Origin of the sequence: Hydrogenovibrio marinus (assembly GCF_013340845.1) — a bacterium.
GTDB lineage: Bacteria > Pseudomonadota > Gammaproteobacteria > Thiomicrospirales > Thiomicrospiraceae > Hydrogenovibrio > Hydrogenovibrio marinus.
Window position 1 is genome coordinate 691,853 of the sequence record NZ_AP020335.1, and the last position, 24,658, is coordinate 716,510.

Below are 24,658 nucleotides of genomic sequence, written 5' to 3' on the forward strand. Positions count from 1 at the left end.
CAAAAGCAATTACTCTTTGCCGATAAACTCAACCATTTTGGTGACGGCATCTTCCCCTGCGAAATCACGGTAGAAGTGTGTTGCGCCATCAATAACATCCAAGTGAATATTGGCGTGTTTTTTCAGAACGGGTTCGATTTTTTCCGGTAAGCCTTTGACGATATCGTCTTCCGTGCCGATGAATACCAAGACAGGCTTTTTGATTTTTGGTAGCAGATGGATGGTATCCATATTCGGATTGAAATCATAATAGCTCGCAAAACTTGCGGCCGTTACTTTGGAGTCTTTGCAGTAGACTAAATCAGTATGCTGCATGACTTCATCACCTTTGCCTGCTTTAACCAGTTTGTCTGCATGAGCAACCAACTTGACTAGGTCTTTGTGGTACTTCTCTTTGTATTCCGCGATTTCACCTTTCTTCGACCATAGTTGTGGGGCAAATAGCACAACATGTTTGATATGGGCATCATCATTGTGCTCGGAAGCATACCAAGCTGTTTGATTACCGCCGCGCGAGTGACCGGCCAAGGTGATGTTATGCGCACCTTGTGATTCCAGCCATTTGACCCAGGCTCCGATTTCCTTGATGGCATCGGTATGCTTGTGGGTATGGATACGATCACAAGAAAGGATGGCTTCATCATGGCGGTCATTGACGTTGAAGCTTAAGTTGATTGCCAGCAGGTTCACGCCGGAATCCGGTAGCAGATTTTTGAGGGTGTTTGCAGTGCTGTAGTTGTTGTTCATCCAAGTTCCGTGAGTGAACAGGACAACACCATCTTTTAAGGTTTTGCCATCGGCAAGTAAAAGCTCACCGTTCAAAGTCAGGCCGTTGTATTGAATCTTAACCTCTTTTGCATAGGCAGATTGAAATAGGGTAGCAGCGGCCAAAAGCGTATAAATCAGAAATTTCATCTTACACCTCGTATGGTATGGCGAAAGGGAAAACGAAATGTTTTCCCGAAAGCCAATCATAAATCGAAATGGTGTCCGATTAAACCTTAAATTTCAAAATTGAAGAGGCCAGTAAAGAGGCTTCTTGTTTGAGTTTCAAAGCCGTTTCAGAAGTGACTTCAACCACGGTGGCGTTTTGTTGTGTGTCTTGATCCAAGCTGCTAACCGCAAGGTTGATTTGATTCACCCCTTCAGCTTGTTCTTTGGCGGAAGCGTTAACTTCTTGGATAGTTCGACTCAATTCCTGAACTCCATGGCTGATTTGTTGCAGTTCTTCCACTGATGATTTCATCAGACGTTCACCCTTATCGACTTCTTCAGTCGTGCGACCGATTAGGGAAGAGATTTCCTTAGCGGCTTCCGCAGACTTTTGGGCAAGGCTTCGTACTTCACCAGCTACCACGGCAAATCCTCGTCCGTGTTCACCGGCTCTTGCGGCTTCTACCGCGGCGTTCAATGCCAACAGGTTGGTTTGGAAGGCGATGGAGTCAATCAAAGCAACAATATTGGTAATGCTGTGCGACATATTGTTGATTTCAGCCATGGCCTTGGCTGTGTCGTTGATAACTGCCTCACCTTGGTTGGCTTGTTTTTGTGTCTGTAAGGTGTTGCTGTAAGCCTGGTTGGTTAAATCCGTCGCATTTTGGACGGTGGCGGTAATTTGTTCCAATGCTGCTGCGGTCTCTTCCAGAGAGGCGGCCTGTTGCTGAACTCTTTCCGACAACTGAGTGCTTGAATTGCTAAGCGCTTGAGCATTTTCATCAACCGACAGGGAAACCTGTTGGATTTGACGAATGATTTGCGCCATCTCTTCAATACTCTTATTGATAGAGTTTTTCAGCGTTTCATAAGAACCGTGATAGTCACCTGAAACGCGTTGCGTTAAATCGCCCTCAGTCTGCGCCAACATCACTTGGTTGATTTCATCAAATGTCGCCTGAATTTCAGACATCGAGGAGTTAATGTTGTCAATCAAACGACGAGTAGTTCCCTTGGCAGATGGGCAGTCGATATATTGGGAGAAGTCACCTTGCACTAGACCGTCAATCGCTTTCATGGTTTGGGTAAAGGATTGGTCCAGTGTTTCCATTGCCATGTCGACTTTTTCTCTAAAGCTCTTAGGCACTTCTTGGCTCAAACGTACGTTGAACTCACCTTGAGTGATAGCTGTCATCACCTTATCCAGCTCTTGCGTCATCATAGACACTGAACGGGTTGCAGCATTAGTACCATGTTGTAATGACAACAGATTTCCTTTGGTGTTTTCTTCAATAGAACGATTGAAATCACCATTACTGACGGCAGCCAAAACATCATTGACTTCTTTGATGGTGGTTTCAAGGCTTGAAAGCAGGTGGTTATAAGTTTTTGCCAGCATGGCGAACTCATCCGAACCTTCGAGTTGGGCGCGCACCGAGAAGTCACCATTTTCATCGACAGATGTCATCGCATCCGTCAGTGCTTTAACTGAGCGCTGGACGCTGACGATAATCAGGTACATGACAATAAGCACCAAAAGCAAACTGATGACGATAGCAGAAGATGCCAACCATACCGAACTTAATGCCGAACTATAAAATTCATTCGTCATCTCGGTACCTTGATTCAATAGTGAGGTTTGAAAGTTGTCCATTTGCTGTAGTACATCGCGGACGATTCCTTGCCATTCTTCGGTACTGGCGTTGATGCTTTCTGCCGTCAAATTATCAAGAGCGAGTGATTCGAACTTCGTCATTTGTTGTAGAGCATCGTTTTTCATCATGACATTCAACTTGGCAAGTTCTGCAGAGCTTGCATATTGCCTGAAACCATTTAAATAAGCCGATTTCTTGAAGTAAGCTTGGTTGAACTTGAAGGCAAGGAGTTTGGTGAAGTGCGAGCGAGAGAACACATTGTTCAGTACAGCACCTTCAACCCCGATGGTTTGTTTCGCGAACACGAAGTAATACATGCCGTTCAGCGCTGAAGACATGTCGTGATTCGACGTGTTGTTGGCATAGATGGCAATCAGCTTCAGCAGCACCGCATCCAATTTCGAGAAAAATTGACCGCCTTTTTTGGTTTGCAGGCTATCAATTTGAGGGTAGAGCGCTGTCAGGTTTTTGTAGGCCTTGGTGATCGCATTCTTTTGGCTGAGGATCTTTTGCTGAAGGGTTTCATTTTTCATGCGGGTCGCGGTCATGTCCAAAGACGCTATGAAGTGGTTGAAGGCTGTTTGTGAGACTTTGCGTTGGGCAACCAAATCGTCTTGGTGTTTTTGCCCCTTTGAGCCAACATAGCCGGCTGTATAGGTTCTTTCCAGTTGAAGGCTTTTGATAAGTTTGTTAAGTTCGATCGTGTTGTTGAATAGAACTTGGCTTTCCTTAGCCTCGGTTAACATTTTCAGGTTTTCTGACAAGTATTGAGAAGAGAACAAGACACTGGTCACCAGTGGAATAAAAGCCAATAGTAATAGCTTTGACTTGATTGTCAGTTTGTTTAACACTCCGCACTCCTTTGTAACGATCTTATTATTTTTATTGGTTTGGTTTCCATAACTCATAAGGGATATTAGCAGGAGTGGCAGGGTGTTTTGGAGGTTTTGATTATCGTATTATTTAATGCAAGTGCTAGAAAAATTCTATTAAGAAAAATGGAATATTTTCGCGATAAAAACGTTATTAAATAGGAAGGTAGTAATATTTCGTACAGCTTTAAGTGATGGCTTTAATCGTTATCCGGCTGTGCGGTTTTTTTCATCATTTGAACCCTTTCCATGTGTGCTTTCCGACTCTCATCCAAATTTACAATCGGGTGTGGGTAAGTTTTCCCAAGAAAAATACCTTTCTCTACACATTCACTTTCATATTTCCAGGGTTGGTGTATCGCTTTTTTCGACAGAGCTGAGAGTTCCGGCAACCAATGTTTGAGATAGTCACCATCGGCATCGAACTTTTCACTTTGTACAACGGGGTTGAACAAACGGTAATAGGGCGCGGCATCCACGCCACAACCTGCTACCCATTGCCACCCCATAATATTGTTGGCAGGGTCGGCATCCAGTAAGGTGTCTTCAAACCAATGTTGTCCGATTAGCCAGTGGACGTTCAGGTTTTTCGTGAGGAAAGAAGCAACGAGCATGCGTACGCGATTGTGCATGATGCCGGTTGCCCAGAGTTCCCTCATGCCTGCATCAATCATCGGGATGCCCGTTAAGCCGCGTTGCCATTTTTCAATAAGGTTTTGACTGTCATTACTGGTGTCGTCACGCCATAGCATTTGCTGGTATTTGTCCTGAAAAGGTTCTGTTTGCGTTTGTGGAAACCAAAACAACAAGTGTCTGGCAAACTCTCGCCACGCCAACTGACGCAGCCAAGACTGGGCAGCGGGTGCGACCTTGGCGTCCGACTGTATCAGTGCTTGTAGCTCAAAGTAAAGTTGCCTTGTCGGGATGTGCCCGAAATGAAGAGCCGTCGAAAGGTTTGAGGTGGCATCATATGCAGGGAAGTCTCTGTCGCTTGGGTAGTCCTGCAATTTTTCGGTAATAAACTCCGACAAAATCTGCCAGGTTGGGGTCTCACCAACTTGACGTGAATCCATGAGTTTTTGTGCCCAGGGTAGTTGCCTAAGGCGGTGCAAATCCTCGGGCAAAGTTCGGGGGTGATTTGGGCATGTTTTGACGGCAGTTTGCTCGAGCGTTTCTTTTGCAAGCCTTGCCAAAGGTTGAATATGTTCTTGTTGTTTCAGCAGCCCATTGTAGAAAGGGGTGAAAACCAGATAGGGACGGTTTTGTTGGTTTGAGAAGTCCGTTGGCTTTAACCAGAACTCAGAAAAGAAAGGTTTTAAGCGGACGTGTAAGGCTTTGCAGACATCAAGCGCCTGTTGTTGCATGCTTGCAAAAGGTTCTCCAACTTGGAAAGTGTAATAAACCTGTTGAATGGATTCATTTTTCAGCAACTTTGGAAAGGTATCTGCAAAGTTACCGGAAACTACCCATAACTTCCCCTTTCGATTAGTGACATCTGCCGCAAGGTTTTCCAGGGCATGTGCCAGCCAAACGCTGTTGGCGGCACCAATCGTTTTTTCAGGATCATGAAAGTAGGCAAGAATGATGTCGTCACCGCTATTCAGTGCTTCATTCAGTGCTGGAAGGTAGTCTAATCTGAATTCTCGTTGTAGCCAGACCAAAGTCGTCATGTCATGCTCGGAATGTTGGAAATTATGTTGAAAAGTAACTGTCCTATTTTCGTGGTCTGATAATAAACACCGTCCACTATATCTGCTTATAGTGATGATGTCTTCAAACCTCGATTCACTTTATGATAATATTCATAAAAAGAGTGGGGTTAAACATACGCATATGTTTGCCTGTGACTGTCTGGATTAAGGATAAACGAGGTCAGGATGATTCGCAAATTGATATTGTTATCGCTTGTTTTGCTACTAGCTTCTTGTTCCAGCTCGCAAGATAAACTGAAAATCTCCGCAACGACCTGGGTAGGATACTCTCCGCTCTATTATGCCAAAGCCAAAGGCTGGCTTGAGCCACTCGATATTCAATTACTTCACGTGGTATCGTTGAGTGAGAACATGTATCTCTATCAGGCGGGTAATGCGGATGCTTATGTTGGCACGCAGTATGAATACAATGTGATGTCTGCTCAGAAACCGACCTTAAAACCCGTGATGATGTTTGATCGTTCTAATGGTGGCGATTTGATTCTCAGCAACGTATCCATTGAAGAGCTAAAGAACACCAAGCAAACAATTGATGCTTACCTTGAAATGGATTCGGTCAACCGGGTTTTACTTCATGATTTCATGGAGAAATACCAAATCAGCCGAGATAGGGTTCATCTTATTAATAACGATCAGGCAATTATTTCGTCCTTAAATATGCAGAACATGAAAGGTCCTACAATTATTGTGACCTACACTCCTTACAATGTCAGTTTGGAGCAGCAGGGGTTTCATGAGGTGGCTTCTACGCGTGATGGCTTGGATTTGCTGGTGGTAGATGCCCTATTTACTACTCAGGATGTTTTGCGAGCCCACAAGAAACAGTTTTTAGCCTTAAAAGGGTTGGTGGCTAAGGCGGTGGCAGCACTTAAAGCTAACCCGGAAGAGTTCTACAAAACTGTCAAACCCTATATGTTGGAAGTGAGTTATCAAGACTTTTTAAGTTCTTTGCACGATATCGTATGGATTAATGACAAACTACCAGAGCAATTGCAGAGCCGATTAAAGCAGAGCAAGTTTGATACGAGGTTTTTGCTGTAATGCAGTTCAATATTAAGCAGTTTGTCGTTTTTATTGTTCTGTCCCTATTGGCGGTTCTTTATGTTATTTTTTCTGATTATTATGCTGACCAACGAGAGCAAACTGCCTCGGCTATCTTAAGCAATCTGCGGGAAGACATGTCCGAGATTGGGTATATCCTTTCCAAGAACTTGCACAAACAAGAAGATGTTAAAGGGCATCGCGCGGTGTTGGATCGCACGGCTGCTAATAACGATTTCATCTCGGCGATTATGGTGTTGAATGATTCCAAATTGCTGCTGACAACAGATCCCGCTTTTCGTGAAGTGCCTAAAGAGAATCAATTTTTTCGTGTTCACGAGCAAGCGCCTTATGAAGTGATGAGACAAGCTGAAAGTTTTGAGGGCGTTATTCGCTATTATCGGAATGGAGACCTTCATCGTTTGAGGTTGGTTTTTGTGTTGGATAAAGGCGAAGTCAAAACCTATTTGAATTACAACAAAGCCAATTTCTTGGTTTATTTGGTGGTTCTACCCTCCATACTGGTTTTCTTGGTGTGGGGATTGTTCAGCATTTATGTGTCTCAGCCATTGGAAAAGCTCAAAAACTATTTGCTAACAGGTGAGGATGTTCCCAAGCCGTTTAAGCTAAAAGAGTTGGATACGATTCGAGGCATCATGGAGCAGACTTTTGCCCGGTTGGCGCAAGAGTAAAAGCACTTATATAAACTCGCCCGAAAGGATTCGTTGACCGGATTGGCAAACCGTAATGCATTGCACGAAAGATTAGAAAAAATTATTGAAGAATCTAAAACAAAAGAGTATGAATTTGCCTTTTTGTTTCTGGATTTGGATTTGTTTAAATCCGTTAATGATTCTTTGGGTCATCATATCGGTGATGAGTTGCTCAAGCAGGTCGGTAAATTGCTGAAAAAAACCGTTCATCGTAATGAATTTGTTGCCCGTGTTGGGGGTGACGAGTTTATTTTGCTGTTACATCGTTACAGCAATGTCTCAGAAATCATTGCCACCATTGAAACGATTCAACAAGAGTTGAGTGAGCCATTTCATATTCATAACCATCCAATCAGTATTTCCAGCAGTGTTGGGGTGGCGTTTTATCCCCACGATGGACAAGATTTTGTCGGCTTGATGCAGTGCTCTGACATTGCTATGTATGAAGCTAAGAAAAATGGACGTTCACAATACTTTTTCTATACGGAACAGCTTAACCAGCAGGTGCAGAAAACCATCAAGCTGGAAAAGGAAATGCAGCTTGCACTAGATAATGATGAATATCAGTTATTCTACCAACCTAAAGTAGATTTGATTTCCAAAGAGATCACCGGGGCGGAAGCTTTGATTCGTTGGGTCAAGCCTGATGGCACTTTGATCCCTCCAAATGAGTTTATTTCGCTAGCAGAAGAAAATGGTTTCATCATGGACTTAGGGAAATGGATATTGGAAGAAGCCCTGACCCAGTTGCATGAATGGCAGCAGCGAGGCCTGAAAATCCGAATGTCTATTAATGTCGCGGCTAAGCAGTTTCTATCAAGCGATTTTGAGGCCGACTTCAAAGCCTTATTGGCAAGAATTCCCGTAGACCCTAAATATATAGATTTGGAAATAACCGAATACCTGTTTTTTGAACAAAACAAAAGTAACTCTCATATTCTGCATAGCATGAGAGAGTTGGGCGTGACGATTTCATTGGACGATTTTGGAACAGGTTTCTCATCCTTATCTTATCTCAAGAAATTCCCTATCGATTTCCTAAAAATCGACAAGAGTTTCGTAGATGATTATGACACCGAGCAGGGTGCCGTATTCCTTGAAACCATAGTAAAAATGGCGAAAAGTCTCAGAATGGGAGTGGTTGCCGAAGGAGTGGAAACCGAAACCCAAGTGAAGTACTTAGAAGGGATTGGGTGCGACACTTTCCAAGGCTATATTTGTTCCCGCCCATTACCGGTAGAAGACTTCTATCATTTTTTGGGTGTGAATCTGCAAAATACCTGTATAACACAGAAGGTTGAAAAACTTTAAATACCTTGTTTCTATTGGGGTTTCGTTTGTTTTTTTGTGCTACTATGCCTTAAGTTTTATTACGTAGATTTATAAACAAAATCAAAATGGCACGTGGTTACAGAAGCTCTGCCCAGAAAAAAGTGTTCTGGCTTTTTTCTCTCTTGTTCTTGGTTATCTTAATCGGCTTTGGCGCTAGTAGCTTAAGATTCCTGCATCAATTTGTTGTCAGTGATTTCCACAGCGAATCTTTTTTCGTTTCCCGTTTGTTTATAAAAAGCTTTGACGCGATGCTGGAGCAAGGCCAAGATTTGGTTGATTCCGTTGAGCTTTCACCAGTGGTACAGAATTTTTTTGAAGCGCCGGAAAAAACAGATCTGACTTTTCTTGAAAAGGCGCTGTTATCAAAAATAGTTTCATTTAAACATGCATCCCAATTAAGGTTGCTTTCGCCAGAAGGTAAAGAGCTGGTTCGCATTGATCGTAAATTCACGACAGGTGAGTTGGTTGTCGTACCTAGAAATGCTTTGCAGGACAAGTCACACCGATACTATCATCAAGAAGTTTTGAAGTTAAAGGGTAAAGCCTTTTATTTTTCTAAGCTTGATCTCAACGTCGAGCACGATAAAGTCGTTGAACCTTATGAACCGACCATCCGCATCGGGCAAAAGATATTCCAACATAACCGTTTTGTCGGTTATGTCATGTTGAATGTCAATTTGGCACACTTTATTGAGTCTCTGCGCAATGCAACAGAAATGGATTTTTCCATCACTGACCAGCAAGGGCATATCGTGATAGGGAAAACACGGCAAGACAGTTGGCATAAGGTTCTAGGATTGCCGGTTAAAACATCGCCCGTCTTGCAACGCGGTAGTGAAGTTGTTGATTTAGCAAAAAATCTACATGGAGCTGATTTTAGAACGGATCCGCTTTATGAAACGCCGGACCAAAAGCTTTACCTCATCTCTTCCATGCCGCCTACATTCTTAAGTCAGGTACCGATAATGGTGGCAATGGAACTGCTTGTAAGCTTTTTCCTGCTATTTGTGCTTGTCGCTATTTTAATTTGGGCTTTGGCGCTTAGAGTTTCCAGGTGGATTTCAGAGTATGAGTTGCGTTCCAGTATGCTTGATAAAGTTTCCGATAGTGTCTATGTCTATGATGACAAGGGACAGTTTATCTATGCAAACCAGCAAGCGTGGAAAAAGCGTGGCTATGATGAAGAAACATTTAAACAGCTAAACTTGGCGCAGCTTAATGCTTCTGGATATAAGCGCAATGTGAAGGAATTGATTGCCGAGCTGAGATATACCCCCAATAAGGTTTTCCGTGTAGAGCATGTGATGAAAACAGGAAAATATTTGCCTGTAGAAGTCAGTGCATCATTATTTGATATGGAAGGCAATGAAGTGGTATTGAATGTTGCACGGGATATTGGAGAGCAGCTTAAGCATGAACAACAGCTGATTAAACTTGAGCAAAGATATCGTCAATTGGTGGATGAATCTCCAGTAGGTATTTACGAGATGTCTGATCGCAATACCTTTACTTATGCCAATAAAGTGTTTTTGGATTTGTTCCATGTTGAGAACGTAGAGCAGCTCAATAGTGATGATTTACCTGGACTGAGAAAAGTGCTGGAGCCATTTGTCATCATGGTTCATGAAAAACAAATAGTTCAAGACTTCGAATGCGAAATCATCAGTGAAAAGCAAAGAATAGAAAAACGCTATTTTCGTATGAACGGCGTGATGCGTAATCAAAAGATGATCGCTACTTGCGTGGATATCTCACAACAGCGCGAACAGGTGTTGATGAATCAATTGTGGACGCAGTTGATTTCTCAGATTGAAGACTTGATTATGGTGACTGATTTGACAGGAAAAATTACCTATGTCAATAAAGCATTTTTCGAAGTGACGGGGTATGAAGAAAAAGATGTTTTGGGGCAAAGCCCGAAAATACTCAGTTCTGGCCAGCATTCATTGGATTTCTTCACGAATTTGTGGAGAACGCTTTTATCAGGAAAAAGTTTCCGCGATATCTTCATCAATCAGCGTGCGGATGGCAGTGTTTATTATGAAGATAAAATCATCACACCTGTATGCGACAATCGTGGTCAAATCTCGGCTTTCGTATCAAGCTCCAGAGTCGTTACAGAGCAGGTATTGAAGGAAAAAGCCTTAAAACACCAAGCAGAACATGATGCTTTGACGGGGTTATATAACCGCTATACGCTGAATATGCGTTTGGAACAGCTTATGGAGCAATCCAAAGAAGAAGGCATGATTTTCTGCGTTATCTTTTTCGATATTGACCATTTCAAACACGTTAACGATACCTTTGGGCATGAAGTAGGGGATGTTGTCTTGAAGCAGATCGCCGAAATCGTTGATTTAAACTCTCGTCATACTGATGTATTTGCACGTTGGGGGGGAGAAGAGTTTGTGTTGGTAGTTTGTGACAGTGACCTTGAACAAGCCATGAAAGTTGCAGAAGTATTAAGAGCGCGTATTGAGGAATCTCGCTCCGAAAGTAGACCGGATGTTACTGCCAGTTTTGGTGTCGCGCAAGTGAAGAAAGGAGATGATCTTGAATCACTGATTAAGCGCGCAGATTCCGCAATGTATCAAGCAAAACAGAATGGTCGTAATCAGGTTTATAGCCTTTTATAGTCTTTTAAAAATTCTAAAAATTCGCTTTCGAGCTCTTTCATTGGTGCTAAGTTTTTAGGACTTTTGCGCGTTTCACTAAATGTGATATTTTTATTAAAAAGGGGTTGCAGAGAACGATATTTTCTCTATAATACGCTCCATCAAACGAAGAACTCGCCGCCCGAAGGGGTAAGTCGAGAAACAAATTACTCTTCCCGATTAGTTCAGTTGGTAGAACACCGGACTGTTAATCCGTATGTCGCTGGTTCGAGTCCAGCATCGGGAGCCACATTCTAAAGCCAGATATTTCAAACACTTACGAGTGAATGAAGTCTGGCTTTTTTATTGCCTAGTTTTACTCTTCCACCCTCTATAGGTTTCAACCCCAATTACCTTCGTGTAGTTCCTGAGAGAAGGCTGTATAGTTCATTTTCCTGATCAAAGTGTAGCGCTAGGATGGAGCTTAAGCTGTACAGAATACGTATGATGGCATAACGCTGTTGTGTATCCAGTTTGCTAACACCTGACTGTTCAACTATATCTAAGTACTGGTTGCTCAAGTTAAGAATTTCGCGGTGCGTTCGGCTGAGCATTGCCATAGGGTCGTAGCCTTGCATTTTGGTTGCCAATTGAGGATGAAGTAGGCGTTCATCGTCTTGTTCATGGGGAATCAGCTTTTGTTTTAATAGTTGTGCCAGCGCTTTAAGTTGTGATAATTCAATATCTTGTTCATGAGCCAGTTGATCTGCTAACGTGCGGATATTCTCTAAAATAGGTTGTAGTTCAATATGTTCTTTTTTTAGTTGATGTTGTTGTTTGACATCAATGATGCCGGGATGTTTTGTTGGGCTGTACAAAGCACGTAATGCATTGACGATAACCAGAACATCAATAACTTCTTGCAAAATTGCGCCTTCTAAAGGGGTTATATGGCCTAATGCCGCAAACACCATGGCAATGGCTGAGAGTAGCATTCCAATGATCACACTTTGTTTTGCTATAGATTGGCTGCGTCGCGCAATGTAGAGTCCCTCAACCAATGCATCAAGACGTTCTACCATTAGTACGGCATCAGCGGCTTCAGAGCTTGCACCAGCGCCACCAGCACCCATGGCAATGCCAATATCAGCTATCGCTAATGCTGGCGCATCGTTGATGCCATCTCCTAGCATCATTGTGATACCTTGTTGATGTTCACTGCGCACGATGTCTAATTTGTCTTCGGGTTTGAGTTCGGCGTAAACTTTATCCAATCCAAGAGAGTAGCCGATGCTGGAAGCAATTTGGGTATGATCACCGCTGGCCATGGATAAGTGTTGGATTCCTGCTGAACGCAAGTTGCGTAGTGCGCGCGGCGTATCAGAACGTATTTCGTCTTGTAGCAGTAGCGCGCCACGCACCTGATGGTCGACTGAGAGCAGAACGGACATTCTGCCTTCATTGTGTGATTTTTTGAGCAATGGGTCTATCCAGTCTGAAGATGGGTTGTGCTCAAGTATCCAAGAGGGTTGACCAACCATAATCAGATGTTGGTTTACTTGCCCTTGAATGCCTTTTCCTGCAGTTTCCTCGATATTTTGAGGAATGATTAGAGGTATTTGACGTTGTTTGGCTGATTCGACAATAGAGGATGAAATGACGTGGAATGATGCCTGTTCAAGTGATGCGGCTAGTTGCAGTAGTTCCTCATGGCTAAGTGAGCCATCAGTTTCAATATCTACCAATCGTGGATTGCCGGTTGTTAAAGTGCCGGTCTTATCCATAATGATTCTCTGACTATTGGCCAAAGCTTCAAGTGCGGCCCCATTTTTTATCAGTAAGCCTTTTCGTGCTGCACTGGAGATACCCGAGACAATGGCAATGGGTGCCGCCAGAATCAAAGGGCAAGGGGTGGCAACAACAAGCACGGCAAGAGCGCGCACAGGATCACCTGAGATCATCCAAGCTAAACCTGCTATGCCTAGGGTTAATGGGATGAACCAGATTGCATAGCGGTCGGCCATTCGAGTAAAAGGCGCTTTACCCGTTTGTGCTTCTTGAACCAAGCGGATGACACTAGCATAAGTACTGTTAGAAACATTATGAACAGCTTCTAGCACAAACGGTGAGCCGATGTTTAGTGTGCCGCTACTGGCGGCTTGTCCTGGGCTGAGGGTAACTGGAAGAGATTCTCCTGTTAAAGACGATTCATCAAGGGTCGCTTCGCTATCCCCGCTGACGTAACCATCAACAGGAAGTACGGCTCCTGTTTTGATCAGCAATTTGTCTTTAGGTTTGATTTCCGTTATTGATATATTCTCAAGCGCTTCTCCAACATAGCGTTCCACTGTTGTTGGTGTGCGGTTTAGTAGGGAGGTTAATTCGCGTTTTGCTCGGTTGGCGGCATATTGCTCCAAGGTTTGTCCACCCGCGTACATCAATGCAATCACTGCGGCGGCAAGTGCTTCGCCTAGAATAAGTGCCCCAGTCATGGCCAATATGGCAATTAAATCAACGCCTAAGTCGCCACGACGTAAGCTTTTGGTCATATCCCATAATGATAATATGAGTGCCGGAACAACAGCGATGTCCCAGCTTATACGTCCCATCTCGACATTGCCAACACTGTAGAGAACAAGTCCCGCAAGCGTTGCAATGGATGTCCATAATAGGGTGAGATATTTTGTTTTTGACATCGGGTACCCTGTTTCAGAGTAGAGTTCTGACTAAAAAAACAATACTAGAACAACCCAGATATAAGGTCAATTATTCTCAAACTTAGTCTGATATTTGGCCTCCTGCAGTTTTCGTTAATTATTCAGGGAATGCTTGTAGGATATATGAATTGTCATTTAAGTCACTGACGGCTACTAAGTGATTAATAGAGATTTGAAAAGAGATTCAGTTTGATAGTGGTAGCGTCGAATGTTTGATGTGTTTGATTTTATTGGTTTTGGTTCAGCATTTAGGCAATATTTATTCTTAGATTCTGAAAAATATATCTTTTTGTATTGGCTTGGTGATTAGATCTGCCAAGGTAAATTGTTCTGCATATTCAAGGTATTTGTTTTGAGCTTGATCTAAAAACTTTCTGAGCTCACAACTTTGGTTGATTCTGCAAGCCGGTACATCACAGTTGACTGGTTTGAGAGTAACTTCCATCAGTTCAATGACCTGTCTCAGGTTTATCTCGTCCTTATTTTTTCCTAATTTAATACCACCTGTAGGGCCACGAACAGATTGTATAAAACCGTGGCTGACAAGCTTTTGCACTACTTTCATTAAATGACTTTTGGATATATCGAAGGTGTCTGAGATAGCCTGAATAGTAGCGAGTTTGTCTTCAGTTTGAGACCCGAGATAAATCAATACCCTAAAAGCGTAGTCAGTTTGTTTAGTGAGTTGCATAAAATTCGCCATTCCAAATTTTTACTTTGATTGTGGTTGACATTTTACATTAGATTCATCTAGTATGCATCTTAATAAAGATTCATTCAATATGAATCTTTATTGTCGATTAACTAAAACAATAGGAATCTCAGTTATGTTGTCAGATGAAATCATTCAAAAAGTAAAAGAAACGGCACCGCTTCTTGCTGAGCAGGGTGTGAAAATTACAGACATTTTCTATGAAAAGTTGTTCTTTAATCACCCGGAGTTAAAAAATATCTTCAACATGGCAAACCAAGCGCAGGGAGAACAATCGAAGGCATTGGCCGAATCTGTGTTTATGTATGCGAGCCATATTGATCAACTGGAATACCTAACACCAATGGTGAAGCGTATTGCACACAAGCATGCGAGTTTGAATATCTTGCCTGAGCATTACCCGATTGTTGGCAAGTATCTCTTGGAAGCAATCAAAGAGTATCTAGGATTGGAAGAAAATGACTCACTTCTGGAGGCATGGGCACTTGCTTATGATGCACTTGCATCTATTTTCATTAGTGTTGAAGAAGAGATTTATGCTGAAAATGAGAATAAGCTAGGTGGTTGGAGAGGGTTTAAGCCATTTTTGATCGATCAGGTTGTGGATGAGGCAGAAGGTGTTAAGTCGTTTTATTTACTGCCAGAAGACAAGCAAATGGTGTCGTTTAAAGCTGGGCAATATGTTGGTGTGAAAACCAAACCTGCTAATGATGATTATGATGAGATCCGCCAATATTCCCTTTCTAATGCGCCGGGTGATGATTTCTACCGGATTACTGTTAAAGCTGAAAATAGAAATGCTGTTCCAGCGGGCGTGGTGTCTAACTATCTGCATTCTGCGAAAGTAGGAGATGCGGTTTGGTTACAACCGCCAACAGGGAATTTTGTTTTAAAGGATAGCTTTCGCAGCAAAGTGTTTATTGCGGGTGGTGTCGGTATTACGCCTGTGTTGAGTATGCTGCTGAATGAGCTGAGATACTTTGATAGTGAGAAAATCACTTTCATTCAGTGCTGCCGTGATAAGAAACATCACATTATGGAAAAGGAGTTAAGAACCCTGCAAGAAAACTATGGATTTAAATATAATGTTTCTTATGAATCTGATGATGGTGGTGATCACCGTGGTTATTTGACAAAAGATGTACTTAAAAAGTGGTTGCCAAACGATGAGGCAGATGTTTACTTCTGCGGACCAAAGACATTTATGTCTGAGGTGAATAGGCTCTGCCAGGAGCTTGGTTATGAAGAAGACCAGTTGCATTACGAAGTTTTTGGGCCAACCACAAAGTTAAGTTGAAAGCATTATGTTTGCTAGGTGAAACTGCTTTCTATAGTGGTTTCACTTTGTTCGATTGTACAATCAGTCAGAATCGGTTTTTTTCTTCCATTGCCCACTTTCTTCCGTGATTTCATACTTCGCCCAGAGTACGAATTGCTCTTTCGTTAAGCACTCGTTTGTGTTTTTATTGCCTCCAGTTATCTGTTTGAAAATAATCAAATCCTTTTCTAGGGACTCATCGATGATTTGTCTTATAGACCAGTCTTTCCCCGGTTTGCCGTTGCAGTAATAGCGACCCAGTTTGATATCACTTTTGTGCAAACGTTTCTGTTCTGAGTTGGCGTGAGCAAGTGCAAAAATTCTTTTTAAATCATACTCATTGATGTCCACAAAAGAATCAATTTCCTTTAAGGCATTGATAAAGTCATAGTGATCAAAAAAGTCGTTGGGTTGTTGAGGTTGTAAGCGCTTTTTCTGGTTGAGAAAAGCGGGGTATCTACGCCAGTGAAAGAAGGCATTGAACAGCATGGCTATCATAAAGATCGACAAGGCGTTTAAAAGGACTGGCGTAATAACAAACTGATAACCCAAAGAGTGAATTGTTTCAGTTGCCATGACGGCGCTGAGAGCTGTCGCCCCACCTGGGGGGTGAATGCACTTCAGGTAATACATGGTCAGGATGGATAGCCCAACGGCGGATGCAATGGCGATAGGCATGTCGGAAATCAATAGTCCACAGGTAACACCGATAGCGGCAGAAATCGTATTGCCCGCAATTAAAGGCCATGGTTGAGACAAAGGGCCATGTGGAACGGCAAATAACAAAACTGCGGATGCGCCCATAGAGGGGACCAGTAGCCAGTGGTGGTTTTGTCCTAAAAAATGTTGGCTGATGACAATGATGGTTATGATGGAAAGAAAGCCACCAAAGGCGGAAATAAATTTTTCGTGATGGCTAGAAAGTGACTGTTCAACACCAAGAAAGTCGAAAAGTGTTTTGAGAAAATTTTTCATAGATAAAGGTTGTGTTTTCAGGCATCTGTTGTAGAGAAAAGATGCCTAAGTAGAGTTTTAAATATCACTGGATGGTTCAAGACCGGCTTTAATTTTTTCCAGGACGCGGGTTATTTCCCCTTTGTTTGTATGCCAGATAGCACCACTGCTCAGTACGAAAGTGATGACTAAAGTCAGTAGCATGAGGTTACCTGAAAGGTATAGGAAGATCATCATGCCGATATTGCTCATATTGGGATCGGAAGTCATGCTATTGGAGATGGTGTAACCGATTAAGAATATCGAACCGCAAATCAAGTAGCTGATAAAGACGATGCGGTTGTGCCGAATTGCCAAAGACCAATTGGCAGCAACGTACCAATATCCGTCCAAGTCAGATTTAAGTTTGATTAATAGGGATTTCCAGTAGAAATACTGCAACAGCATGATGCTGAGTGAAGTGATTGGAATCACCCAGAACCAATGTATTAAATTCAACTCAAATAAAATCACTACGGCGAAGAGATGGACGAGAATCACATTCATGTTGAAAATGTTATGTGGCGTTCTGGCCTGTCTTTTTTGGTTATAATCCAATTCAGGTTGTGACATATGACGACTCCTTATATAAGGTATATATTAAATGCATCTTATATTAAAATGAAAAAGAAGTCTATAAGGTATATATAAAATACATTTTATGCAGTTAACGAAATATACAGATTATGCTTTGCGGGTATTGATGTACTTGGCCATCCAAGAAGATCGTACGGAAAAAATTCAGATTCAAACCATTGCAGATAAGTTTGGTATTCCGAAAAACCATTTGATAAAAGTTGTTCACCGATTAGGTCAGGAAGGATTTATCAGCACTGTAAAAGGAAAAGGAGGCGGTATCTTTTTGTGTCGCGCACCTTCTACCATTTCGGTAGGGCAAGTGGTTCGTCGTTTGGAGACGACCTTGAATCCAGTTAATTGTGATGAACCTGTTTGCTGCATAAAAGAAGTCTGCATGCTCAAGCCCGCACTCTATGCTGCTATGGAAGCATTTTTGTCTACTTTAGATAATTATACTTTGGCGGACATCACGCAAAACGAACAGAATCTGGTGAACCTGTTACATACAGGCGGTACGGAGAACTTCTTCAAATAGACGACTATGAAATATTTGAACCCCGCAAAGAGCTTGGCGAGGTTTGGGTTGTCTGAAATGGGTGTTTTAATTGCCCATCATCATGCTTACGTAAGCATCTTTTAGCTCTGCTCTTTTGCAGTCACTTTTTACATTTCTTGCTGCGTTTTTAAATGCTACATAAAACATGGTGCCTGCCGCTTGTAAGTGTTGGGTTGTCCAACTTTTTATAGAATCAGGTCAACGGCATGATATGCGGATGCATATTTTTTTATTATAAAAATGGGGGATATTAAAGATGTTTTCATATTTTATTAAAGTTGAAATGGTATTCTGCACCGACATACATGCCTGATATACTAAAAAGATAATTTCCTCCAGGATGAATAATTGCTAGGGATTGGTAAAAGGATAAGAATGAACAATATTTCAGATAATCTTACTCCAACGAGTAGGTTTCTTGGACTGGCACCATTTTTACGTCTGAGTTTGGACGATCAAGATTTAATGCCGATTGCGCAAAACATATTCCAACAGTTGGAAGAGGATTCAGCCAATCCTGAGCTATTGATGAACCTGTCCATGGTGATGCAAATTCTGGGTGACCCTAAGGTTGGGCTTGAGCTGCAAAAGCAGGCCTTATTGCTAAAAAGAACCTATGTCATACCATCTGTAACCGGGAAGGCTAAATATCGACTTTTATTGCTGATGGCACCGGGTGATATAGCTGAGAACACACCGTTAGACTGCCTGATGGAAGGTGAAGAGGTCGAGTTGATTTTCTATTACCTGAGTGAAGAAGCACCATGGTTTATCGACCCGATTCCCGAGCATGATGTCGCGATGGTCGGTGTGTGTGAATCTGCACACCATAAACCTATGCTGGAAGCACTTACCGAAACTCTGAGACACTGGCAAGTACCGGTTATCAATGCACCTGAGTATATCGGTGTTACTGATAGGACTTGTGCAAGCCGCTTGCTGAATCCTGTACCAGGTATTGAAGCGCCGATGACGTTTTTACTGGAAAGAACATCACTGGCTGAGTTAGCGGCAGGTGAAACTGTGTTATCTGAAAAGTATGAAGGCGTTCGTTTCCCCATTTTGGTCAGGCCTCGTGACTCTCATGCCGGGCGTGACCTTGAAAAAGTAGAATCGACAGAAGCCCTGGCTCAATACCTTGAAAAGGTTGAAACTGATGAGTACTTTCTCTGTAATTTTATTGATTATAGTGACGAACAAGGTGACTTCAAAAAATTCAGGATTGTCTTGGTGGAAGGGAACGCCTACATTTGTCACAAGGCAACTTCCAAGCACTGGATGATTCATTACGTGAATGCTGGTATGCTCGACGAAGAGGCAGAAATAAAGCGTCAAGACGAAGCCTATAGCATGATGCATTTCAATGAGTTTATTGAACGTCACGGTGATGCTTTGAAATCGATTTACGAAAAAACAAAAATGGATTACTTAGGCATTGACTGTGCGGAAACCAAAGACGGTCAATTGCTGATTTTTGAAATCGACCACGTGATGGTGGTGCATGGTATGGATCCTGTTGATAAATTTGCATACAAGTTGCAACCAACTCAGAAAATCAAGGATGCATTCAATACAATGGTAGAGAATAAAATCAAAGCCTTTCCATCTGACGAAAACAATAGTTAACCCCGCCGAAACAGACGAATCTAAATGAAGAATTTAAACGAACTCAACTTTTCTGCTGGTCCTGGTGCATTGCCGGAGACTGTTCTCAATCAAGTTCAAGAATCCATTTTGACCTTGCCGGAAACCGGAATGTCAGTGTTGGGAATGAGCCATCGTTCAGATTGGTTCAGTTCGGTTTTGGAAGAGGCGGAGACCAATATCCGTCAACTGCTTGGCATTGGTGAAGAGTTTCATGTGCTGTTCTTACAAGGCGGCGCAACCCAACAGTTTTCAATGATTCCAATCACGTTGCTCAGAAACACCGGACGGGAAGCAGAATACCTGCAAACCGGTTATTGGGGTAAAAAAGCCATAGTCGAGGCAGAAAAGGAAGGTAAGGTCAAAACCCTATGGTCGGGGCAGGCGGATGGCTACAAGCGTTTGCCGGACGATGCAGAATTGTCGTTTTCAGAGCAAGCCGCTTATTTGCACTATGCTTCCAATGAAACGGTAGAAGGGTTACAGTTTCATCGTGTATTGGGTCCTGACAGCGTTCCTCGTGTATGCGATATGTCATCTGATTTCTTATCGCGCCCAGTTGATGCCGACCGTTTCTCTATCATCTATGCGCATGCCCAGAAGAACATTGGGCCAGCTGGTGTGACTGTGGTGTTAATCAAAAAATCACTGTTGGACAGCGCGCAGGAACAACCAAATTTACCGTCGTTTTTGGATTACCGTAACCATGTGGCGACACACTCCAATTACAACACGCCGCCAGTGTTTGCGATTTACGTGACCTTATTGGTGACACGTTGGATCAAGGATGTGGTCGGTGGTTTAGAAAACATGGAAAACATCAACCACCGAAAAGCCGAACTACTTTATCAGGCGATTGATGACAGCCAAGGCTTTTATCAAGGCTGGTCTCGCAAAGAAGATCGTTCTTACATGAATGCGACCTTTAACCTGACTACGCCAGAGTTGGAGCAGCGCTTTTTACAGGAAGCCGCACAAGCTGGCTTCTCTGGATTGGATGGGCATCGCTCATTGGGCGGTGTTCGTGCTTCTCTTTATAATGGTTTGACGGTGCCTGCCGTTGAGCAACTCTTGGACTTCATGTCTACCTTTGAGCGCAAACATCGTTAATTATTGCTTTGGTGCATTGCTTTGGTGCAGACGACCCTTTTTGATGCCCTGATTAAATGGATTTTTATTTATAACTGATTGAAATAAAAGTCTTTTCTCTTTTGGTATAGCCGTTGCTTATTACGAAATAAACAAAACGTAATAAAATATTAACGTAACCAAGAGAGAGCACTATGGCAATATTCCCAAAATCTTGGACGACTCCGCGAGTAGAACTAGATAAGGCATCAAAAATTTGGCTGACCATTGCCAGTTTTGCGATTCCTCTTTTGCTTTGGAGCTTAGTCAGCTATGTTCCGTTCCTTTGGCATCCTGACATCAAAGTGACTAATCCGGGTAATGTCAGTTATTTCCGTGAAGGCACACTTGTTAAGGAGGAAATTTTTGAGCGCGAAGTTGAGAAACGCTTGGCGATCAAAGGTGAGAATCCAGCCAATATTCCACAGGGTATTCCTGCCAACCCAGTTTACTTGCCGGCACCGCATGAAGTCGCCTTGGCGATGTATACTGCATTCACCACGCCACCAAAACGCAACAATGAACCTTGGTTGCATCAAAGCCTTTGGCATTCTGTTCAAATTATCTTTTGGGGCTTTTTCTGGTCAATGGTCTTTGGTGTGCCACTCGGCATCTTGGCAGGCACCTACGACTCGGCATCGAGAATGATTGAACCCTTCACCGAATTCTTCCGCTACTTGCCCGCACCCGCATTCGGTGCATTGGCGGTTGCGATACTGGGGATTTACGATGCACCCAAAATCGCCATCATCTTTATTGGAACCTTCTTCCAAATGGTGCTGATTGTCGCCACCACCACCCGTAAATTGAACATGGCTTTGGTAGAAGCAGCATTGACGCTGGGTTGCAAAGGCAAGTCTTTGATTCGCAGAGTCATTTTGCCGGGCGTTTTGCCAGACTTGTTCCGCGACATGCGTATTTTGTTGGGTTGGGCATGGACCTATCTGATTGTTGCGGAACTGATTGGAACCAGCTCGGGGATTACTTGGTTTATTACCCAGCAAGCACGCTATAAAAACTTCGACAACGTATTTGCTGCGATTTTAATGATCGGGATTTTGGGAATCGTCACCGACATGATTCTGGCGAAACTGGGTAAACGTATGTTCCCTTGGCACAATGCAGGATAAGCGGAGAGAAATATGACTGAAACGACTATGAATATTGAAAACGCACATCCGCTGGACAAATGGGTTACACCGGAGATTGCAGCACGTAACGATCGTATTGAGATTCGTCCTGTCGCGCTTGAAATCAAAGAACTACACAAATCCTTTGAGCACAAAGGTAAGGTCAACAAAGTCTTGAACGGCATTGATTTCACTACTCACAAACGTGAGTTTATCTGTGTGGTAGGACCTTCAGGGTGTGGTAAATCAACGCTGGCGAGACTGGTTGCTGGCTTGGAGCAAAAAGAAAGCGGCCACATTCTGGTAGAAGGGAAAGAGGTTACGGAACCTGGCCCGGATCGCGGTATGGTGTTCCAAAGCTATTCTCTGTTCCCATGGATGTCGGTCAAGCAAAACGTGATGTTTGGTTTGACCCAATCAGGTATGGCGAGAAATACAGCCGAAGCGGAAGCGCTACAGTGGATTGATTTGGTTGGGCTTTCCAAATTCGTCGATGCTTACCCTCACCAGCTTTCTGGTGGGATGAAGCAACGCGTGGCGATTATCCGCGCGCTGGCGAATCAACCGAAGATCCTGTTGATGGATGAGCCTTTTGCGGCTCTTGATCCGAAAAACCGTTTGAAGATGCAACAGTACCTATTGGAAATATGGCGCAATATCGACATTACGATTTTCTTTATCACGCATGATTTGGATGAGGCGATTTATCTGGCAGACCGCATTTTGGTGCTAGATGCCAACCCTGGTAGAGTAAAAGAAGTGGTTAAAGTACCACTTCCTAGACCAAGAGTGGATGACACGCTTTTGACTGAAGAGTTTTTGGCTACTAAGGCCTATTTAGAAAGCCTTGTGCACCCTCCGGAAACGGAAGATGAGGAGTCTATGGAAGACAAGCTCAGCATGGTGCGCATGGTTCCCGTTAACGCAGAAGTACCGGACATTTATTAATATGGCACAACAACCTACAAACCTAGTGAGAACCAGTGCCTCGTTACCAGCGAAGGTGTTGGAAGATTTAGACAAACTGGTCGTCGATCGTGGTTTTAACAATCGTTCCGCTTTATTGGCGGAAATGATTCAAAAGGAAGTGGCTTCTTATCGCCAGAACTTCACCAATGAAGTTATGGCAGGAACCTTGACCTTGGTGTTCGACCATTCTATTCCTGGCTTACAGCAGAAATTGAATCACCTTAAGCATCAATATGTTGCGGAAATTATTTCCTCAACGCAGATTCAGTTGATGGATCAGCACACGCTAGAAGTGAACTTGATGCAAGGCCCTGCACAGGACTTGAAACGTATCAGCGATGAAATGCTATCGAATCGCGGTGTCAAAACCGGGAACCTTTATTTAACCCATTCAGCTTTGCCACCCATTTTTACAAGGGGGAAAGACGCAAAACAGGAGAAGTCGGATGACTGAAAACAACGCGAAAACCACACCAAAATCTACCAGGTTGGGGGATTTGATCTGGCGTGAAAATCTGCCTGGCGGCGCACACTGGTCAGGCGTGATTCGTCGTGGAACCGTTTTGAGAATCACCGATGTTCAAGGTGGTGCTAACGCCTCTATGCTGATCAACAACATCGAAGTGAAGAACGAGCGCTACAACATGCCGGACACCTTGAAAGCACAAAAAACTGCTTTCCTGACAACACCAAATATGTGTTTCAGCGATATGGGGCGCGTGATGTGTTCCATCATCGGTGATACCTGCGGCTGGCACGACACCATTGGTGGTATTTCTAATGCCCGTATCGTTGAGAAGAAATACGGCGTGAAAAGTTACCAAGAAGCGCATAACGACTACTACAAAAGCGGTTTTGACAGCTTGATTAATGAGTTGGAAAAATGGGGCTTGGGTGTCAGCGACATCATGCCGAACATCAACTGGTTCAGCAAAGTGCGTGTTGAAGATTCGGGTGCCATGACTTTTGTTGAAGGTAACTCTAAAGCGGGCGATTGCGTCGATTTACGTTTTGAGATGGACTGTATCGTCAGCATTGCGACAGCGCAGCATCCGCTGGACCCTAACCCGAAATATGCCCCGAAACCGATTGAGTTGAGCGTGTTCAAAGCCATGTCTGTCGGGCAAGATGACCCTTGCAGATTGCATAGAGCAGAAAACGAACGTGCTTACTACAACACCAAGATTTACTATGGAGAAAATCCAAATGGCTAAGATGCAAACAGAAACTTTTGACGATAACCGTATTGTTTACCGTGAAGTGGTGGAAGCTGGCAAGCCTTGGATGCATGAAGTCAAAGCAGGCCAATATTTCCGCATTGTCGACTTGGAAGGTAACCAAGCGGTCGATACTTTGTTCTACAACGCCAAAGATCATTCCGAACGTTATTCGGCGGCAGACACCATTCGTGAGCAGGGCAACATCTACCTGACCACTGGCAGTGTGTTGCAGTCCAATATGCTCAATCCAATGTTAACGATTGTCGATGACACTTGCGGGCGTCATGACACCATCGGTGGCGCTTGCTCAGCAGAGAGTAACACCGTGCGTTACGCGATAGAAAAACGTCACATGCATTCTTGTCGCGACTCGTTCCTGATGGCATTGAACACTTGTGATTGCCATGCTGACAAGCCAATGACAAAAGGGGATTTGGCGAGTAACATTAATTTCTTTATGAACGTTCCGGTTTCTCCAGACGGGCATTTGGATTTTGATGACGGTATTTCCGCTCCGGGGCGCTATGTTGAGATGCAGGCACATATGGATGTGTTGGTGTTGGTGTCAAACTGCCCACAGTTGAACAACCCTTGTAATGGGTATAACCCGACACCGGTAGAGATGATTATCTGGGCTTAAAGGGGCATCAGCGACCCAATTGCATCGTTGTGTCCTCGAAAATTTCTCGCCTATCAAATGATATGTTTTGAAATTTTCTTGCGGGGCGCCTAGCACTTGAGCCACTGCTGACCCTTTAGGAAGAAAGCCGGTTGCGAAGCTTAAGGGATTCGTTGGGCGGTTTCAGTATCGAACGAACTTGAAAATTGTAACGGATAAAA

General features: G+C 43.3%; 19 protein-coding genes, 1 tRNA gene and 1 pseudogene. 14 read left to right on the forward strand and 7 right to left on the reverse strand.

The window, feature by feature from the left end; translation table 11 throughout:
* Positions 1-9: 9 nt before the first annotated feature.
* The 3 genes from HVMH_RS03190 to HVMH_RS03200 form a co-directional block, all read right to left on the reverse strand.
* On the reverse strand, positions 10-915 hold the full coding sequence (locus HVMH_RS03190) for an alpha/beta hydrolase (protein WP_029907819.1): 906 nt from the start codon (positions 913-915) through the stop codon (positions 10-12).
* 79 nt (positions 916-994) lie between these two features.
* The gene (locus HVMH_RS03195; RefSeq protein ID WP_035629159.1) at positions 995-3,439 is read right to left on the reverse strand and encodes a methyl-accepting chemotaxis protein; all 2,445 of its coding nucleotides are present in this window, start codon (positions 3,437-3,439) and stop codon (positions 995-997) included.
* A gap of 221 nt (positions 3,440-3,660) precedes the next feature.
* Positions 3,661-5,130 carry a cryptochrome/photolyase family protein gene (locus HVMH_RS03200; RefSeq protein ID WP_035629161.1) on the reverse strand — a complete coding sequence of 490 codons (1,470 nt, stop codon included), beginning with the start codon at positions 5,128-5,130 and terminating at the stop codon, positions 3,661-3,663.
* Positions 5,131-5,337: 207 nt separating this feature from the next.
* Between HVMH_RS03200 and HVMH_RS03205 the strand changes: the two genes are divergently transcribed.
* The 5 genes and pseudogenes from HVMH_RS03205 (at position 5,338) to HVMH_RS03225 (ending at position 11,162) form a co-directional block, all read left to right on the forward strand.
* Complete coding sequence (locus tag HVMH_RS03205) at positions 5,338-6,213, forward strand: ABC transporter substrate-binding protein (protein ID WP_029907825.1); 876 nt, start codon at positions 5,338-5,340, stop codon at positions 6,211-6,213.
* On the forward strand, positions 6,213-6,905 hold the full coding sequence (locus HVMH_RS03210; RefSeq protein WP_051623177.1) for a hypothetical protein: 693 nt from the start codon (positions 6,213-6,215) through the stop codon (positions 6,903-6,905). Before HVMH_RS03205 ends, HVMH_RS03210 begins: the two co-directional genes overlap by 1 nt.
* Positions 6,906-6,929: 24 nt before the next feature.
* Positions 6,930-8,237, forward strand: a pseudogene (locus tag HVMH_RS11905) (putative bifunctional diguanylate cyclase/phosphodiesterase); the annotation flags it as partial.
* A gap of 86 nt (positions 8,238-8,323) precedes the next feature.
* The gene (locus HVMH_RS03220; protein WP_051623179.1) at positions 8,324-10,894 is read left to right on the forward strand and encodes a sensor domain-containing diguanylate cyclase; all 2,571 of its coding nucleotides are present in this window, start codon (positions 8,324-8,326) and stop codon (positions 10,892-10,894) included.
* Positions 10,895-11,086: 192 nt separating this feature from the next.
* Positions 11,087-11,162 (forward strand) — tRNA-Asn (locus tag HVMH_RS03225).
* A 100-nt stretch (positions 11,163-11,262) separates the two neighbouring features.
* Here the strand turns inward: HVMH_RS03225 and HVMH_RS03230 are convergent.
* Positions 11,263-13,548: a heavy metal translocating P-type ATPase gene (locus tag HVMH_RS03230; protein ID WP_035629163.1), complete on the reverse strand. Its 2,286-nt coding sequence runs from the start codon at positions 13,546-13,548 to the stop codon at positions 11,263-11,265.
* Positions 13,549-13,834: 286 nt separating this feature from the next.
* The gene (locus HVMH_RS03235; protein WP_232087800.1) at positions 13,835-14,272 is read right to left on the reverse strand and encodes an RrF2 family transcriptional regulator; all 438 of its coding nucleotides are present in this window, start codon (positions 14,270-14,272) and stop codon (positions 13,835-13,837) included.
* Between the two features lie 124 nt (positions 14,273-14,396).
* Here HVMH_RS03235 and hmpA point away from each other — a divergent pair, with 124 nt between their 5' ends.
* Positions 14,397-15,578, forward strand: a complete 1,182-nt coding sequence (gene hmpA, locus HVMH_RS03240; protein ID WP_029907833.1) for an NO-inducible flavohemoprotein — start codon at positions 14,397-14,399, stop codon at positions 15,576-15,578.
* 63 nt (positions 15,579-15,641) lie between these two features.
* Here hmpA and HVMH_RS03245 read toward each other — a convergent pair whose 3' ends face one another.
* Both HVMH_RS03245 and HVMH_RS03250 read right to left on the reverse strand, forming a co-directional pair.
* Positions 15,642-16,574, reverse strand: coding sequence for an HPP family protein (locus HVMH_RS03245; RefSeq protein ID WP_029907835.1), 933 nt, complete (start codon positions 16,572-16,574; stop codon positions 15,642-15,644).
* A gap of 57 nt (positions 16,575-16,631) precedes the next feature.
* On the reverse strand, positions 16,632-17,165 hold the full coding sequence (locus tag HVMH_RS03250; protein ID WP_029907836.1) for a hypothetical protein: 534 nt from the start codon (positions 17,163-17,165) through the stop codon (positions 16,632-16,634).
* A gap of 88 nt (positions 17,166-17,253) precedes the next feature.
* Here HVMH_RS03250 and HVMH_RS03255 point away from each other — a divergent pair, with 88 nt between their 5' ends.
* The 8 genes from HVMH_RS03255 to HVMH_RS03290 all read left to right on the forward strand — a co-directional run bounded on the left by HVMH_RS03255 (position 17,254) and on the right by HVMH_RS03290 (position 24,458).
* The gene (locus tag HVMH_RS03255; protein WP_029907837.1) at positions 17,254-17,706 is read left to right on the forward strand and encodes an Rrf2 family transcriptional regulator; all 453 of its coding nucleotides are present in this window, start codon (positions 17,254-17,256) and stop codon (positions 17,704-17,706) included.
* Positions 17,707-18,102: 396 nt separating this feature from the next.
* Positions 18,103-19,353, forward strand: coding sequence for an ATP-grasp domain-containing protein (locus tag HVMH_RS03260; protein WP_029907838.1), 1,251 nt, complete (start codon positions 18,103-18,105; stop codon positions 19,351-19,353).
* Between the two features lie 24 nt (positions 19,354-19,377).
* Complete coding sequence (locus HVMH_RS03265; RefSeq protein WP_029907839.1) at positions 19,378-20,481, forward strand: phosphoserine transaminase; 1,104 nt, start codon at positions 19,378-19,380, stop codon at positions 20,479-20,481.
* Positions 20,482-20,654: 173 nt separating this feature from the next.
* Complete coding sequence (locus tag HVMH_RS03270) at positions 20,655-21,629, forward strand: ABC transporter permease (RefSeq protein WP_029907840.1); 975 nt, start codon at positions 20,655-20,657, stop codon at positions 21,627-21,629.
* 12 nt (positions 21,630-21,641) lie between these two features.
* The gene (locus HVMH_RS03275; RefSeq protein ID WP_029907841.1) at positions 21,642-22,577 is read left to right on the forward strand and encodes an ABC transporter ATP-binding protein; all 936 of its coding nucleotides are present in this window, start codon (positions 21,642-21,644) and stop codon (positions 22,575-22,577) included.
* Position 22,578: 1 nt separating this feature from the next.
* Positions 22,579-23,052 carry a CopG family ribbon-helix-helix protein gene (locus tag HVMH_RS03280; protein ID WP_029907843.1) on the forward strand — a complete coding sequence of 158 codons (474 nt, stop codon included), beginning with the start codon at positions 22,579-22,581 and terminating at the stop codon, positions 23,050-23,052.
* On the forward strand, positions 23,045-23,812 hold the full coding sequence (locus tag HVMH_RS03285; RefSeq protein WP_029907846.1) for an urea amidolyase associated protein UAAP1: 768 nt from the start codon (positions 23,045-23,047) through the stop codon (positions 23,810-23,812). Before HVMH_RS03280 ends, HVMH_RS03285 begins: the two co-directional genes overlap by 8 nt.
* Positions 23,805-24,458 carry an urea amidolyase associated protein UAAP2 gene (locus tag HVMH_RS03290; RefSeq protein ID WP_035629169.1) on the forward strand — a complete coding sequence of 218 codons (654 nt, stop codon included), beginning with the start codon at positions 23,805-23,807 and terminating at the stop codon, positions 24,456-24,458. Before HVMH_RS03285 ends, HVMH_RS03290 begins: the two co-directional genes overlap by 8 nt.
* Positions 24,459-24,658: the final 200 nt, after the last annotated feature.

Excerpts from the sequence above, each read along its gene's own strand:
- HVMH_RS03190 (WP_029907819.1), bottom strand. The coding sequence starts at position 915 with ATGAAATTTCTGATTTATACGCTTTTGGCCGCTGCTACCCTATTTCAA.
- HVMH_RS03200 (WP_035629161.1), bottom strand. The coding sequence starts at position 5,130 with ATGACGACTTTGGTCTGGCTACAACGAGAATTCAGATTAGACTACCTT.
- HVMH_RS03205 (WP_029907825.1), top strand. The coding sequence starts at position 5,338 with ATGATTCGCAAATTGATATTGTTATCGCTTGTTTTGCTACTAGCTTCT.
- HVMH_RS03210 (WP_051623177.1), top strand. The coding sequence starts at position 6,213 with ATGCAGTTCAATATTAAGCAGTTTGTCGTTTTTATTGTTCTGTCCCTA.
- HVMH_RS03220 (WP_051623179.1), top strand. The coding sequence starts at position 8,324 with ATGGCACGTGGTTACAGAAGCTCTGCCCAGAAAAAAGTGTTCTGGCTT.
- HVMH_RS03230 (WP_035629163.1), bottom strand. The coding sequence starts at position 13,548 with ATGTCAAAAACAAAATATCTCACCCTATTATGGACATCCATTGCAACG.
- HVMH_RS03235 (WP_232087800.1), bottom strand. The coding sequence starts at position 14,272 with ATGGCGAATTTTATGCAACTCACTAAACAAACTGACTACGCTTTTAGG.
- hmpA (WP_029907833.1), top strand. The coding sequence starts at position 14,397 with ATGTTGTCAGATGAAATCATTCAAAAAGTAAAAGAAACGGCACCGCTT.
- HVMH_RS03245 (WP_029907835.1), bottom strand. The coding sequence starts at position 16,574 with ATGAAAAATTTTCTCAAAACACTTTTCGACTTTCTTGGTGTTGAACAG.
- HVMH_RS03250 (WP_029907836.1), bottom strand. The coding sequence starts at position 17,165 with ATGTCACAACCTGAATTGGATTATAACCAAAAAAGACAGGCCAGAACG.
- HVMH_RS03255 (WP_029907837.1), top strand. The coding sequence starts at position 17,254 with ATGCAGTTAACGAAATATACAGATTATGCTTTGCGGGTATTGATGTAC.
- HVMH_RS03260 (WP_029907838.1), top strand. The coding sequence starts at position 18,103 with ATGAACAATATTTCAGATAATCTTACTCCAACGAGTAGGTTTCTTGGA.
- HVMH_RS03265 (WP_029907839.1), top strand. The coding sequence starts at position 19,378 with ATGAAGAATTTAAACGAACTCAACTTTTCTGCTGGTCCTGGTGCATTG.
- HVMH_RS03270 (WP_029907840.1), top strand. The coding sequence starts at position 20,655 with ATGGCAATATTCCCAAAATCTTGGACGACTCCGCGAGTAGAACTAGAT.
- HVMH_RS03275 (WP_029907841.1), top strand. The coding sequence starts at position 21,642 with ATGACTGAAACGACTATGAATATTGAAAACGCACATCCGCTGGACAAA.
- HVMH_RS03280 (WP_029907843.1), top strand. The coding sequence starts at position 22,579 with ATGGCACAACAACCTACAAACCTAGTGAGAACCAGTGCCTCGTTACCA.
- HVMH_RS03285 (WP_029907846.1), top strand. The coding sequence starts at position 23,045 with ATGACTGAAAACAACGCGAAAACCACACCAAAATCTACCAGGTTGGGG.
- HVMH_RS03290 (WP_035629169.1), top strand. The coding sequence starts at position 23,805 with ATGGCTAAGATGCAAACAGAAACTTTTGACGATAACCGTATTGTTTAC.